We start from the raw sequence: 13,183 nt of genomic DNA on the forward strand, positions 1-13,183 counted from the left end.
GTTAAGACGCCGCTGCGGGGTTGAGCACTGCCGCCAGCAACTCGCGACTGCTAGCCAGGCTCTCGCTCTCGCCAAGGGCCTGACGCAGGTAGCGCACCATCACTGGTTGGCGGGCAATGGCCAGGTCGGTGTCGGCATCGCCGCCCGGAACGTAGGCACCAACGCTGATAAGGTCGCGGCTCTGCTGATAGCGTGACCACAGCTGCTTGAAGCGCTGTGCGTTGCGCATATGCTCGGGGCTGACCACCTGGGGCATCACCCGGCTGATCGAGGCTTCGATATCGATGGCCGGATAATGGCCTTCTTCGGCAAGGCGCCGGGACAGCACGAAGTGACCGTCGAGCACCCCGCGCGCGGCGTCGGCGATGGGATCCTGCTGGTCATCGCCCTCGGAGAGCACGGTGTAGAACGCCGTGATCGAGCCGCCGCCAGCCTCTGCATTACCGGCGCGCTCGACCAGACGCGGCAGCTTGGCGAACACCGAAGGCGGATAGCCTTTGGTAGCGGGTGGTTCGCCGATGGCCAAGGCGATTTCCCGCTGGGCCTGGGCGAAACGAGTCAGCGAATCCATCAGCAGCAAAACGTTCTTGCCCTTGTCGCGGAAGTATTCGGCGATGCGCGTGCAATACATGGCGGCGCGCAGGCGCATCAGCGGCGCATCATCGGCTGGCGAGGCGACAACGACCGAACGCTTGATGCCCTCCTCGCCAAGAATCTCGTCGATGAATTCCTTCACCTCACGGCCCCGTTCGCCGATCAGGCCGACCACGATGATCTCGGCCTCGGTGAAGCGGGTCATCATGCCCAGCAACACCGACTTACCCACCCCGGTACCGGCGAACAGGCCCAGACGCTGGCCGCGGCCGACGGTGAGCAGGCCGTTGATGCTGCGAATGCCGACGTCCAGTGGCTCGCTGATCGGGTGGCGCTTGAGCGGGTTGATGGTCGGCCCGTCCATCGGCACCCAATCCTCGGCCTTCATGCCGCCCTTGCCATCCAGGGCGCGCCCGGCGCCATCGAGCACCCGACCAAGCATCGACATGCCCATGGGCAGGCGGCCGGTATCCGGCAGCGGCACCACCCGGGCGCCCGGCGCGATACCGGCCAGGCTGCCGACCGGCATCAGGTAGATCTTGCCGGAGGAAAAGCCCATCACCTCGGCCTCGACCTGCACCGGGTGATAGCTGTCGTCGTTGATCACCAGGCAGCGGCTACCCAGCGCGGCGCGCAGGCCTTCGGCCTCCAGGGTGAGGCCGACCATGCGCAGCAGGCGCCCTTCGACGATAGGCTGGGTCGGCAGTTTGACGGCCTCGCCGTAACCTTCCATGCGGCGGGCGAAGCTCAGGCGCTCAAGGCGCATCGCTGGCGTCCAGATCGATGACCATGTCGGGAGTGCGTGGCGTGGTGGCATGCTCGCGTTGCTGCTCGAACAGCTGCTTGATTGCCTGATTCAGCCGGGTTTCCACGCTGGCGTCGATACGGCTGTGCTCGCTTTCCACCCGGCAGCCGCCCGGCAGCAGCGAGTCATCCTCGAGGATCCGCCAGCTTTCCTCGTGGCGATCGCGCAGTGCCTTGACCAGCTCGAAATCCTGTGGATTGAGGTGAATGCGGATATTTTCCGCTCCCATTGGCAACAGCTTGAGCGCCTCGCGCAACACCTGGCGAATCTGGCTGGAGTCGCGGTTCAATTCACGCTGGATGACTTCGCGGGTGATCTGGCCGACCAGCGTGACCAAGGCGAGCTCCAACTGCTTGTCCTGCTCGGCGATTGGCTCGAACAGATGCTGCATGACCTGCTCGAGCGCCTGCACGCGCCCCGCCAGAGCGGTATCAGCTTCCTGCTTGGCTTTGAGCTGGCCGGCGCGAAAACCATCCTTCTCACCGGTAGCGAAACCCTCGTTGTAGGCGTCCTGGCGGATGGCCTCGAGCTCGTCGAGCGTCAAGGGTTTGACATCCTCAAGGGCCACCTCCTCGCTTTCCTGAGGCGGAGGTGGCGCCTCGGCAGCCAACGGCTCAGGGTCCGGCGCCTGCTCTTGAGACTCATCGTGTTCGTCAAAGCTGGGCAACGACCAGCGATCGACGCTGCGCACATCCTTGGCGCGAATCAGTTCGCTGACAGGTTCCTTGCCGGCCATGGGTTACACCATCTCCTCGCCGCCCTTGCCGCCCAGCACGATCTCGCCGGCCTCGGCCATGCGTCGGGCGATGGTGAGGATTTCCTTCTGCGCCCCTTCCACGTCGCTGACCCGCACCGGCCCTTTAGCCTCCAGGTCATCTCGCAGCAGCTCGGCGGCGCGCTTGGACATATTCTTGAAGACCTTTTCCTTGATCGCCTCGTCCGCGCCCTTGAGGGCCAGCACCAGCACATCGGAGGAAACCTCACGCAGCAGCGCCTGGATACCGCGGTCGTCGACGTCGGCCAGGTTGTCGAAGACGAACATCAGGTCCTCGATCTGCGACGACAGGTCCTCGTCGATCTCGCGGATCGAATCCATCAACGGCCCTTCGACCGAGCTGTCGAGGTAGTTCATGATGTCCGCGGCGCGCTTCACACCGCCCATGGTGGCGCGGGTAGTGTTGGAGCTGCCGGAGAACTGCTTCTCCAGAATCAGGTTGAGTTCCTTGAGCGCCGCAGGCTGTACGGTATTCAGGGACGACACGCGCAGCACAATGTCCAGGCGCACCTTGTGATCGAAATGGCTGAGTACTTCGCCGGCCTGATCGGGGTCCAGGTAGGCGACCACGATGGCTTGAATCTGCGGGTGCTCGTAGCGGATCACGTCGGCGACCGCTCGCGGCTCCATCCACTTCAGGCTGTCCAGGCCGCTGGTGCTGCCACCGAGCAGAATGCGGTCGATCAGGTTGCCGGCCTTGTCCTCGCCCAGCGCCTGGGTGAGCATCTTGCGAATGTAGCCGTCGGCGCCCACACCCAGGCTGGTCTGGTCGCCCACGGTGTCGACGAACTCGCCCATCACCTGCTCGACCTGCTCGCGGTGAATGTTGCGCATGGCAGCCATGGCCACACCCACGCGCTGAACCTCCTTGGGGCCCAGATGACGAAGCACCTGGGCGGCATCGGTCTCACCCAGCGAGAGCAGAAGAATCGCGGCCTTCTCGACCTTGCTCATCTTGGCGGCAGTGCGGTTCTCACTCATCGGCATTGATCCAATCTTTGACTACCTGGGCGACACGGCCCGGATCTTCGGCGACCAGACTTTTGATCGCGTTCAGTTGTGCATCATACCCCTCGCTCGGGCTCGGCAACATAATGCTTTGCGGCCCGCCGAGGCTTACCCGATCAGAGGACAGGCCGTCGAGACCGCCCATTTCGCCGAGGTCGACGTCGCCGTCGCGGCCGCCACCCGCCAGAGCCAGATCCTTGCCTTTGCCACCACCGGTGATGTTGTTGAGTACCGGGCGTAGCACGAACCACACCAGGAGGAAGATCAACAGCGCAGGGAACAGCGACTTGAGACCGCCCATGGCCATCAGGAACAGATCGCTCTGGTACCACGGTACATCGATCACTTCCGCGGTTTCGCTGCTGAACGGCGTGTTGATCACGCTGACGCTGTCGCCACGGCTGGCATCGAAGCCGACCGAGTCCTGAACCAGGCGGGTGAAGCGCGCCAGATCGTCGGTGGTCCACGGCACGCGCGTGGTTGCGCCGGTGGCCGGGTCGACACGCATCTGGTCATCGACCACCACGGCGACAGAAAGCCGGCGCAGGCGACCCTGCTGCTGCTTGGTGTAGCTGACCGAACGATCGAGCTCGAAGTTGCGGGTCGACTGGTCACGCTTGTCGGCCGGATACGGCGCCAGCATCGGCTGGCCGGTAGCCGGATCCATGATCTGCTGACCATTGGCATCGACCAGTGGCTGACCGGGGGCGATCGGGCCGCCAGGCGCCGCGGCGCCGCCAGTTTGCTGCGGGGCGGTAGCCGGGCCAGGCGGCTGATTGCTCAGGGCACCGGGTACGCCCTGCGGGCCGCTGCCGCTGCTGCGTTGTTCATTGACCTGCTGCTCGCTGCGCAGGGCCGGCTGGTCCGGATTGAAGGTTTCCGAAGTCGACTCGACGGCGCTGAAATCCACGTCGGCGGACACTTCAGCCTTGTAGCGGCCAACGCCCAGCACCGGTTGCAGAATGTTGTGCACGCGCTGGGTGAACAGGCTTTCCATGCGGCGGCTGTAATCGAACTGCTTGCCGGCCATGCTCAGCTCGGACATTTCCTGCTGATCGGACAGCAGATTGCCCTTCTGGTCGACCACGGTAACTTGGGCCTTGTCCATTTCCGGTACGCTGCTGGCGACCAGATTGACGATGGCCATCACCTGGCTCGGTTCCAGGCTGCGCCCGGCGTACAGTTCGACCAGTACCGAGGCGCTGGGCTTGCGCTCGTCACGCACGAACACCGAACTCTTCGGAATCGCCAGGTGCACGCGGGCGGCCTTGACGTTGTTCAGGCTCGACACGGTGCGCGCCAGCTCGCCCTCCAGGCCACGGCGATAGCGGGTGGCTTCCATGAACTGGCTGGTGCCCAGGCCCTGCTCCTTGTCGAGGATCTCGAAACCGATGCTGGTATCGGTCGGCGCTACGCCGGCAGACGCCAGGCGAATGCGCGCCTGGGCTAGATCCGAGGACTTGACCAGTAGCGCGCCGGAGTTCGGTTCAACGGTGTAATCGATATTGGCGGCGGTCAGGGTTTCCATCACGCTGCGCGCATCCATGCCCTCGAGGCTGCCATATAGCGGCTTGTACTCGGGCTGTTGCGACCACAGCACCACGGCGAAACCAATCGCTACGCTGGCGGCCAGGCCGATCAGCAGGCCGGCTTGGCGCAACAGCGGCATGTCGGAGAGGTTTTCCAGAAAGGTCAGCCCGAACAGCGGCTTCTTCGGCGCGTTGTCAGCGGCAGTGGCGGGTACGTTTGCAGCGAGCGTGTCGGCCATGATGGAAATCTACCCCTTAAACCGGCATCTGCATGATGTCTTGGTAGGCCTGGACCAGCTTGTTGCGCACTTGGGTCATGGCCTGAAACGAGACACTGGATTTTTGCGAGGCGATCATCACGTCGGTCAGGTCGACGCCGCTTTGGCCCATCTCGAAAGCGGTAGCCAGTTGGCTGGCGGCATTCTGGGTTTCGCTGACCTTGCTCACCGCCTGACCGAGCATGTCCGAGAAACTCGGCGCGCCAACTTCTTGAGCCTGGGGCACAGCCGGTTTGCGCGCCATGGCCTCGGCCTGCATCGAGCGCATTTCCAGCATTAGACGATTGAACGCGACACCCTGACTCATGACCTTTCCTCCACCTGACCGCGGTTTTTTGACGCCGCGAGTGCTTTGCTGAGGGTGTTTGCAACAAAGGTGCCAACTACTGGAAGCGCCATAAACACGGTGCTTGCCAAGGGCTTGAAGCAGAAAGCAGGCCAGCTCTGGCGAAGCGACGCCAGGAAAAGCGCCCCCATAAAAAAGCCGCGCCTTTCCAGCAAAAGGCGCGGCAAGGATGGAGGGATTACTGGCTGACGGTCAGTTTGGCGCGGTTGCGTTCGAGCAAGGCTTCACCGATGCCTTTGACTTCGAGCAGCTCGTCCACCGAGGCGAATTCGCCGTGGGTATCGCGATAGGCGACGATAGCCTGCGCTTTCACCGCACCCACGCCGCTAAGCTCGCGCTGCAGGGTTTCGGCGTCGGCGGTATTGAGGTTGACGGGATTGAGCTCGGCCACTTGCTGGGCCACCGGTTCGGTAGCCGGCGCCTTGGTCGACTCGTTGGCGCCGGCCAGCAACGTGGCGCTGGCGGCCAGGGAAAACAGCAAGGCTTGCAGGGTAGTTTTCAGCATGATTAGACGTCCTTTTCGTGTTCGACTCGAGTTGAGCGACGCGGGTACTCCATACGCCGCATGATCAAAACTAGTCCGCCCGAATCGGGTGTCAACGAATGGCTTTGTAACCACTCTTTCCGCGGCTATCTAAACCCCCCTCTCGCCGCTAAGATGCGCGTCTCCATTTACCATGCGTGTTCGACCATGCCCGCCAACGCCCGCTTTCCCCTGCTCCCGTACCTCTGTGCCTGCATCGTCGGGCTTCTTGCGCTGGGCAGCCTCTGGCAAACCATCGGCAAGCCCGTGGTGCTGGCCGACGCCGCCACGCCGACCCACAAACTGCAATGTGCGTCTTACACGCCGTTCGGCAAGGATCAGTCGCCGTTCGATCTGCCCCTGCAGATCAACCCCGAGCAGATGGACACCGACCTGGCGCTGCTGGCCCAGCGTTTCCAGTGCATTCGTACCTATTCGGTCACCGGCCTGGAAAAGCTGCCGGAGCTGGCCCGCAAGCATGGCCTGAAGTTGATCACCGGCGCCTGGGTCAGCCGCAACCCGCATGACACGGACGTCGAGATCCAGGGCCTGATCAAGCTGGCCAAGGAAAACCCGGATGTGGTCGAGGCGGTCATCGTCGGCAACGAAGCCCTGCTGCGCAAGGAAGTCACCGGCGGGCAGCTGGTCGAGCTGATCAACAAGGTCAAGGCTGAAATCACTCAGCCGGTCACCTACGCCGATGTCTGGGAGTTCTGGCTCAAGCACCCGGAAGTCGCGCCGGCAGTGGACTTCATCACCATTCACCTGCTGCCGTACTGGGAAGACAACCCGGCCGGCATCGACGCGGCCTTGCACGAAGTGACCGAAGTGCGCGAGCTGTTCGGCAAAAAGTTCGCGCCCAAGGACATCATGATCGGCGAGACCGGCTGGCCCAGCGAAGGCCGCCAGCGTGAAACCGCCGTGCCGAGTCGCGTCAACCAAGCCACCTTCATTCGCGGTTTCGTCGCCCTGGCCGAGCAGCACGGCTGGCGCTACAACCTGATCGAAGCCTTCGACCAACCCTGGAAGCGCGTCAGCGAAGGCGCGGTGGGTGGTTTCTGGGGCTTGTACGACGCGGATCGCCAGGACAAGTCGGTCCTCGCCGGCCCGGTGTCCAACCTACCGCACTGGCCGTTGTGGCTGGCCATCAGCGCAGGCGTTCTAGCCGTCGGCCTGCTGATCGGTGGTCGCCCGAGTTCGACGCGCAACGCGGTGCTGCTGCCGCTGGTTGCGGCACTGGGCGCGGCTTGTATTGGCCTGTGGGCGGAGTTGGCCTGGGTGACCAGCCGTTATATCGGCGAATGGCTGTGGGCCGCCGCCCTGCTCGCCCTCAATCTGCTGGTGCTGGCCCATGCCACACTGGCGCTATCCACCGCGCAAGGCTGGCGAGCAAAGGCTTTCGGCTGGCTGGAGCGGCGTGCAGGCTGGTGGCTGGCGGCAGCCGGCTTCGCCGGTGCGGTGATGATGCTGGCAATGGTCACCGATGCGCGCTACCGCAGCTTCCCCAGCGCCGCGCTGCTGCTGCCGGCAGTGGTCTATCTGCTGCGCCCAGTAGCGGCCCCGCACCGGGAAATCGCTCTGCTGGCAGTGCTGATCGCCGCCGGCATCGTGCCGCAGCTCTATGAAGAAACCCTGGGCAACCTGCAGGCCATCGGCTGGGCCATTACCAGCGCACTGCTGGCTGCCGCGCTGTGGCGTAGCCTGCGACTCTCGAAGAACCGCTAGAACGCTGCGGGTGCTGCGCTTACCGCGCAGCGCCCGATTTGCTTAGTGCGTCGCCGTGACAGCCGGCGCGCGTACCAAACGCAGCAGCGCCAGCACCACGGCGAATACCGCCAGGCTAGCGGTGTACAGCGCCAGCGCCGGCACGCCGAGCAGCAGCCCCGGCACCGCCAGGCGCCAGCCCCAGACGCCAGGCACCACGAATGCCAGCAGCGCACAGCCCAGGGCAGTCAGGGCAATGATTCGCAGGTGAATCATCCAGCCCAGGGTGCCACGCACCTGGCAGGCCAGAAGGCCGGGATCGTCGACGCAGCGACCGACCCACTGATCGCCCTCCATGAGCAGGTAGCGCAACGCATAACTGGCGACCACGCAGGCGAGCGCTGCAATCACCAGGGCGACGATGGATGAACGACGAGGCATGCTGCACTCCAGAGGGCTTGAACACGGCGCTCAGCATAATCTCACGGCAGGCGGATGCAAGCGGCAAATAAGGAGGTGTCGAAAGTGACGTAAGCGCCCGAGTGCAAGGCCGTTGGCGGCTCAACCGCCTTCTGGTATACCCATTGCCAGCGCAGCGAAATTTCCCATGGCACTTTGACACAACCGCGATTGTCCTACTCATCGCGGCTGATGCCGAAAGCACCGGCTTGCCGGCCACCTCTGAAAAGAATGTTCTCTTCCAAAGGGACTTTGTATGTCTTTCATTCCCCGTCTTGCAGCCCTGCTCGGCACCCTGCTGTTCAGCGTCTCCGTCTGGGCCGTCGACGTTGACCCGCAAACCTACGGCTATCCGCTGACCAACCCGTTCGAAGCCACTATCGCCACCACACCGCCGGATTTGCGCCCCAAGCTGCCCGAAGACGCGGACATCAAGCAGGGCGATTACCAGGTTCGCCTGCGCCCGGAGCGTGAGTTCCAGCTGCCTGACAACTTCTGGGCGGTAACCAAGATGAGTTATCGCCTGGCCGAGCAGGATGGCCCGGCACCGCTGATCTTCATCATCGCCGGCACGGGCGCGCGTTATTCGAGCAGCACGCCCGAATACCTGAAGAAGCTGTTCTATGGCGCGGGCTACCATGTCGTGCAGCTGTCCTCGCCGACCAGCTACGACTTCATGACCTCCGCCTCGCGCTTCGCCACACCCGGCATCAGCCGCGACGATGCCGAGGACATGTACCGCGCCATGCAGGCGGTACGCGCCCAACACCCGCGCCTGCAGGTCACCGATTACTACCTGACGGGCTACAGCCTGGGCGCCCTGCATGCGGCGTTCGTCAGCCAGCTGGACGAGACGCGCCGCAGCTTCAACTTCAAGCGCGTGCTGATGCTCAACCCGCCGGTCAACCTTTACACCTCGATCACCAACCTGGATCGACTGGTGCAGACCCAGGTGAAAGGCATCACCAACCGCACCACCTTCTATGAACTGGTGCTGGCCAAGCTGACCCGCTACTTCCAGCAGAAGGGTTACGTAGATATCAACGATGCCCTGCTCTACGACTTCCAGCAGTCCAAGGAACACCTGACCAACGAACAACTGGCCATGCTGATCGGCACCTCGTTCCGCTTCTCGGCCGCTGACATCACCTTTACCTCGGACTTGATCAACCGCCGCGGACTGATCACTCCGGTCGATTATCCGATTGGCGAGGGCACCAGCCTGACGCCGTTCTTTCGCCGCGCGCTGCAGTGCGACTTCGACTGCTACATGTCCGAACAGTTGATCCCCATGTGGCGAGCCCGCTACGACGGCGGCAGCATGAGCCAGCTGATCAACGAGGTCAGCCTGTACGGCATCGAGGACTACCTGAAGAACAGCCCCAAGATCGGTGTGATGCATAACGCCGACGACGTGATCCTCGGCCCTGGCGACCTCGGCTTCCTGCGCCGCACCATGGGCGATCGCCTGACCGTGTACCCCTACGGCGGCCACTGCGGCAACCTCAATTACCGCGTCAACAGCAACGACATGTTGGAGTTCTTCCGTGGCTAAGTCCTTTCCTACTCTCGCACTGTTCGCTGCCGTGTTGAGCTGTGGCACCGCCTCCGCCCAGACCACCGTCGAGGACGATGGCTTCAAGCAGCCGCTCAAGGAACTCAAGTTCAACCCGGGCCTGAACCAGCGCGAGTTCGAGCGCTCGACCCTTTCGGCACTGGAAATCCAGGATCCGCTGGAGTCATGGAACCGCCGGGTCTACCACTTCAACTACCGCTTCGACGAATGGGTGTTCCTGCCTGTGGTCGACGGTTACCGCTACGTCACGCCGACCTTCATGCAAAAGGGCGTGACCAACTTCTTCAGCAACCTGGGCGACGTGTCCAACCTGGTCAACAGTGCCCTGCAACTCAAAGGCGAGCGCGCCCTGAACACCACCGCGCGCCTGCTGTTCAATACCACCATCGGCGTGGTCGGTCTGTGGGACCCGGCCACCCTGATGGGCCTGCCCAAGCACCGTGAGGACTTCGGCCAGACCCTGGGCTTCTATGGCACCCCGGCCGGCCCCTACCTGATGCTGCCGATTCTCGGCCCGTCCAACCTGCGAGACACCACGGGCCTCGTGGCTGACTTCGGCATCAACCAGCAGATCAACTACCTCAACGTCGCTGAGGCTAGCAGTGCTCACCCCGAGATCATCGTTCTCAGGGGCATCGACCAGCGCTCCACCACCAGCTTCCGCTACGGCCAACTAAACTCGCCATTCGAGTACGAGAAGCTGCGCTTCTTCTATACCGAATCGCGCAAGCTGCAAATCGCCGAGTGAACACTCGGGTGGCGCTGCAAAGCGCCACCCGCTACATCGATATTCTCGATAGATGAGTTGACCTTTTCCCAACCATCTGACGGATCGGCTGGCCTACCATGGATGCATCACTTTTCACGGGAGACAGCCCCATGACCCAACTACGCCGAGTCCTTGCCATTCAGCCAGGGCAGCCTGCCTCAGACGGCGCCGGTGTGCGCCTGAACCGGGTCATTGGTGGTGCCGGCATCGAACGTTTCGATCCGTTTCTGATGCTCGACGAGTTCAGCACCGACAATGCCGAAGACTACATCGCCGGCTTTCCGCCCCATCCCCACCGTGGCTTCGAGACCATCACCTACATGCTTGAAGGGCGCATGCGCCATGAAGATCACCTCGGCAACGTGGGCCTGCTGCAGGGCGGTGACGTGCAATGGATGACTGCCGCGCGGGGCATCATCCACAGTGAAATGCCCGAGCAGGAACAGGGCGCCATGCGCGGTTTCCAGTTATGGCTGAACCTGCCTGGCCGCGAGAAGATGGCCGACCCGCAGTACCGTGACATCCCCAGCGCGCAGATTCCGCGTCTGCACACTGAACAGGGTGTCGAGGTCGTGGTAATCGCCGGCAGCTTCGCCGAAGGCCAGCTGCGTCAGACCGGTGCCGTGCAGCGTCCGGATACTGAGCCCCAGGTCTTCGACCTGCGCCTGCCCGCTGGCAGCGTCGTACGCCCCGAGCTTCCCGCCGGCCACCGCGCCCTGCTGTACGTCTACCAGGGTAAGGCACAAGTGCAGGACAGCCACGAGGCCCACGCTGGCCGACTGGTACGCCTGGATGATCAGGGCGAGCTGCTGATCAGCAGCGCTGATGGCGCCGGCGTGCTGCTGATCGCCGGCAAGCCGCTGAACGAACCAATCGTGCAGTACGGGCCTTTCGTGATGAACAGCCGGGAAGAGATCGAACAGGCGCTGCGTGATTTTCGTGACGGCACCTTTGGCTGAAATCCCCTTCAGCGCTGGTGATTGCGCTTGAAAGTGTCCTCGCCCATCGCAGCGATATGCCCCTCGATCAGCGCATCGAAGGGCTTGAGCAGCGCCCGGTAATCAGCGGGCGCTTCGAGTACATTCAGGGCTTCGACGATGGCCTCCAGTGTCGACAGCGAGCCTTCTATCGGCGCCTTGCGCAGGCGATAGCGTGATGGCGGCGCGTCGGCCAAGGTCACCCGTGGCAGGCCTGCCAACAGAGGATTCATATAGAGAATTTTGCGAGCCTTGCGCCATGTGCCATCAGGCACGATCAACCGCACAGGCCGTGGATCTGCATCACCAGGCAGTTCGCTGATCCTCCGCGCCTGCTCACCCGGAAACAGCAGGCAGGTGCGATAGCCGGGCTCTGCCACCCACTCCGGTAGCGCCTCGAATACCTCACCAACCCACAACGCGGCACTACGCAGCCCCAGTACGGCGAGATTCGCGGTATTGAGCGCGTGGTCGACTTCAGTAGGGTGCTGCAGCACCAGCACTTCAGTGCGACTGGTCAAATCGGGAATAAGGGCGCACAGGCAGTGGCTGGCCGGGCGCCTGCAGCGGGGACAACGGGGGCGTGGCATAGGGCGGGTCTCCTCGGCCGCGCAGTGTGCCACAGCAGGCCCGCGCAGCCGAGGGCAGAGGGTCAGCGGTTGAAACGCTCGGCCAGGCTGTGCAGGTAGTCGGCCATGTTTTCCAACTCCTTGCCGATCGCCGCGCCCTGATGGGCCTGCTCGGCGCCCTGCTCGGAGAGCTGGGCGATGCGGGTAATCTGCCGGCTGATATCGTCGGCCACCTGGCCCTGCTCCTCGGAGGCCGCCGCGATCTGCTGGCTCATGCCGCTGATGCGACTGACAGATTCACTGATGCCGTCCAGCGCAATGCGCACCGCTTCTACGCTCTGCACGCTTTCACGGGAGATCTCCTCACCGCGACCGGCAGTGGCGACGGCGCGCTCGGCACCGGCCCGTAGCGACGCGATGATCTGGTGAATCTGCTGGGTCGACTCGCGAGTACGCGAAGCCAGCGAACGAACCTCGTCGGCCACCACGGCGAAGCCCCGCCCCTGCTCGCCGGCACGGGCTGCTTCGATAGCGGCGTTGAGGGCTAGCAGGTTGGTCTGCTCGGCAATCGAGGTGATCACATCAGCCACGCTGCCGATCGATTGGGTGGAGTTGGCCAGATCGTTTACAGCCTGGCCGATATCCACCACAGCCTTGGCCATGTGCTGCATGGATTCCAGACTGCCACCGGCCAGCTGTCGCCCTTCGCGGGCCAATCTGTCGGCCTCTTCGGCCGCATGGCTGGTAGTCTGCACGTTCTGGGTTACTTCTTGAATGGTCGCTGCCATCTGGTTGATGGCGGTGGCCGACTGGTCAGTTTCGCTGCGCTGCTGATCGAGCATCTCGGCGCCTGAGCGCGAGAAACCCGCGGCCTGGGCCGCCTGCCGCTTGACGTTGACGCCGGCATCTTCGAGTCGCGTCAGCGCCGTCTGCAAGCGCGCCTCTTCGCTGATCATCGCCATGTCGAGCAAGGCCTGGGCACCGCGGCTGTCGCTATAGGTGAGCGCCACCAGGCTGCTGGTAAACGCCTTGGGATGCTCCGCCAGGGTACGGCGAATCAGTGCGCGCTTGCTGTAAAGCTGATAGGAGCCCAGCGCAGCCATCACCGCGACCACGAGCGCCGCCAGCCACACGCCGGAAAGCGTGCTCTGGGCGGCGAGGATTACCAGCGCGGTGACAATCAGCGGCCAGGAGCGAATCAGGTCATAGGTCAGGTGTTCGATTTTCGGCACGGGCGCTTTGCCGGCGCGCAACCTTGCATACAGCGCCTC

General features: G+C 63.5%; 13 protein-coding genes. 4 read left to right on the top strand and 9 right to left on the bottom strand.

What is annotated here, in order from left to right; translation table 11 throughout:
* Position 1: 1 nt before the first annotated feature.
* The 6 genes from fliI to FB481_RS21485 form a co-directional block, all read right to left on the bottom strand.
* Positions 2-1,360, bottom strand: coding sequence for a flagellar protein export ATPase FliI (gene fliI / locus FB481_RS21460; RefSeq protein ID WP_147177704.1), 1,359 nt, complete (start codon positions 1,358-1,360; stop codon positions 2-4).
* Positions 1,350-2,135 carry a flagellar assembly protein FliH gene (gene fliH, locus FB481_RS21465; RefSeq protein WP_147177706.1) on the bottom strand — a complete coding sequence of 262 codons (786 nt, stop codon included), beginning with the start codon at positions 2,133-2,135 and terminating at the stop codon, positions 1,350-1,352. The genes fliI and fliH overlap by 11 nt, the downstream gene beginning before the upstream one ends.
* Positions 2,136-2,138: 3 nt before the next feature.
* Positions 2,139-3,155, bottom strand: coding sequence for a flagellar motor switch protein FliG (fliG, locus tag FB481_RS21470; RefSeq protein WP_093503545.1), 1,017 nt, complete (start codon positions 3,153-3,155; stop codon positions 2,139-2,141).
* Positions 3,148-4,950 (bottom strand): flagellar basal-body MS-ring/collar protein FliF, encoded by a 1,803-nt coding sequence (gene fliF, locus FB481_RS21475; protein ID WP_093503426.1) that lies wholly within the window; start codon positions 4,948-4,950, stop codon positions 3,148-3,150. The genes fliG and fliF overlap by 8 nt, the downstream gene beginning before the upstream one ends.
* A gap of 16 nt (positions 4,951-4,966) precedes the next feature.
* Complete coding sequence (gene fliE, locus FB481_RS21480; protein ID WP_093503424.1) at positions 4,967-5,296, bottom strand: flagellar hook-basal body complex protein FliE; 330 nt, start codon at positions 5,294-5,296, stop codon at positions 4,967-4,969.
* Positions 5,297-5,513: 217 nt separating this feature from the next.
* A complete protein-coding gene (locus tag FB481_RS21485) occupies positions 5,514-5,840 on the bottom strand; it encodes a helix-hairpin-helix domain-containing protein (protein ID WP_093503422.1) in 327 nt (108 codons plus the stop codon).
* Between the two features lie 186 nt (positions 5,841-6,026).
* Between FB481_RS21485 and FB481_RS21490 the strand changes: the two genes are divergently transcribed.
* Positions 6,027-7,583 (top strand): beta (1-6) glucans synthase, encoded by a 1,557-nt coding sequence (locus FB481_RS21490; RefSeq protein ID WP_147177708.1) that lies wholly within the window; start codon positions 6,027-6,029, stop codon positions 7,581-7,583.
* A gap of 42 nt (positions 7,584-7,625) precedes the next feature.
* Here FB481_RS21490 and FB481_RS21495 read toward each other — a convergent pair whose 3' ends face one another.
* Complete coding sequence (locus FB481_RS21495; protein WP_093503418.1) at positions 7,626-8,003, bottom strand: hypothetical protein; 378 nt, start codon at positions 8,001-8,003, stop codon at positions 7,626-7,628.
* Positions 8,004-8,277: 274 nt separating this feature from the next.
* Between FB481_RS21495 and FB481_RS21500 the strand changes: the two genes are divergently transcribed.
* The 3 genes from FB481_RS21500 to FB481_RS21510 all read left to right on the top strand — a co-directional run bounded on the left by FB481_RS21500 (position 8,278) and on the right by FB481_RS21510 (position 11,325).
* Positions 8,278-9,576: a serine/threonine protein kinase gene (locus FB481_RS21500; protein WP_147177710.1), complete on the top strand. Its 1,299-nt coding sequence runs from the start codon at positions 8,278-8,280 to the stop codon at positions 9,574-9,576.
* Positions 9,569-10,345, top strand: coding sequence for a VacJ family lipoprotein (locus FB481_RS21505; protein ID WP_147177711.1), 777 nt, complete (start codon positions 9,569-9,571; stop codon positions 10,343-10,345). The genes FB481_RS21500 and FB481_RS21505 overlap by 8 nt, the downstream gene beginning before the upstream one ends.
* Positions 10,346-10,476: 131 nt before the next feature.
* Positions 10,477-11,325 carry a pirin family protein gene (locus FB481_RS21510; protein WP_147177713.1) on the top strand — a complete coding sequence of 283 codons (849 nt, stop codon included), beginning with the start codon at positions 10,477-10,479 and terminating at the stop codon, positions 11,323-11,325.
* Between the two features lie 8 nt (positions 11,326-11,333).
* Here the strand turns inward: FB481_RS21510 and FB481_RS21515 are convergent, their stop codons facing one another.
* Both FB481_RS21515 and FB481_RS21520 read right to left on the bottom strand, forming a co-directional pair.
* Positions 11,334-11,933: a tRNA-uridine aminocarboxypropyltransferase gene (locus tag FB481_RS21515; RefSeq protein ID WP_147177715.1), complete on the bottom strand. Its 600-nt coding sequence runs from the start codon at positions 11,931-11,933 to the stop codon at positions 11,334-11,336.
* Positions 11,934-11,995: 62 nt separating this feature from the next.
* Complete coding sequence (locus tag FB481_RS21520; RefSeq protein ID WP_372239583.1) at positions 11,996-13,015, bottom strand: methyl-accepting chemotaxis protein; 1,020 nt, start codon at positions 13,013-13,015, stop codon at positions 11,996-11,998.
* Between the last annotated feature and the right edge of the window lie 168 nt (positions 13,016-13,183).

Source organism: Pseudomonas sp. AG1028 (assembly GCF_007993955.1).
GTDB lineage: Bacteria > Pseudomonadota > Gammaproteobacteria > Pseudomonadales > Pseudomonadaceae > Aquipseudomonas > Aquipseudomonas straminea.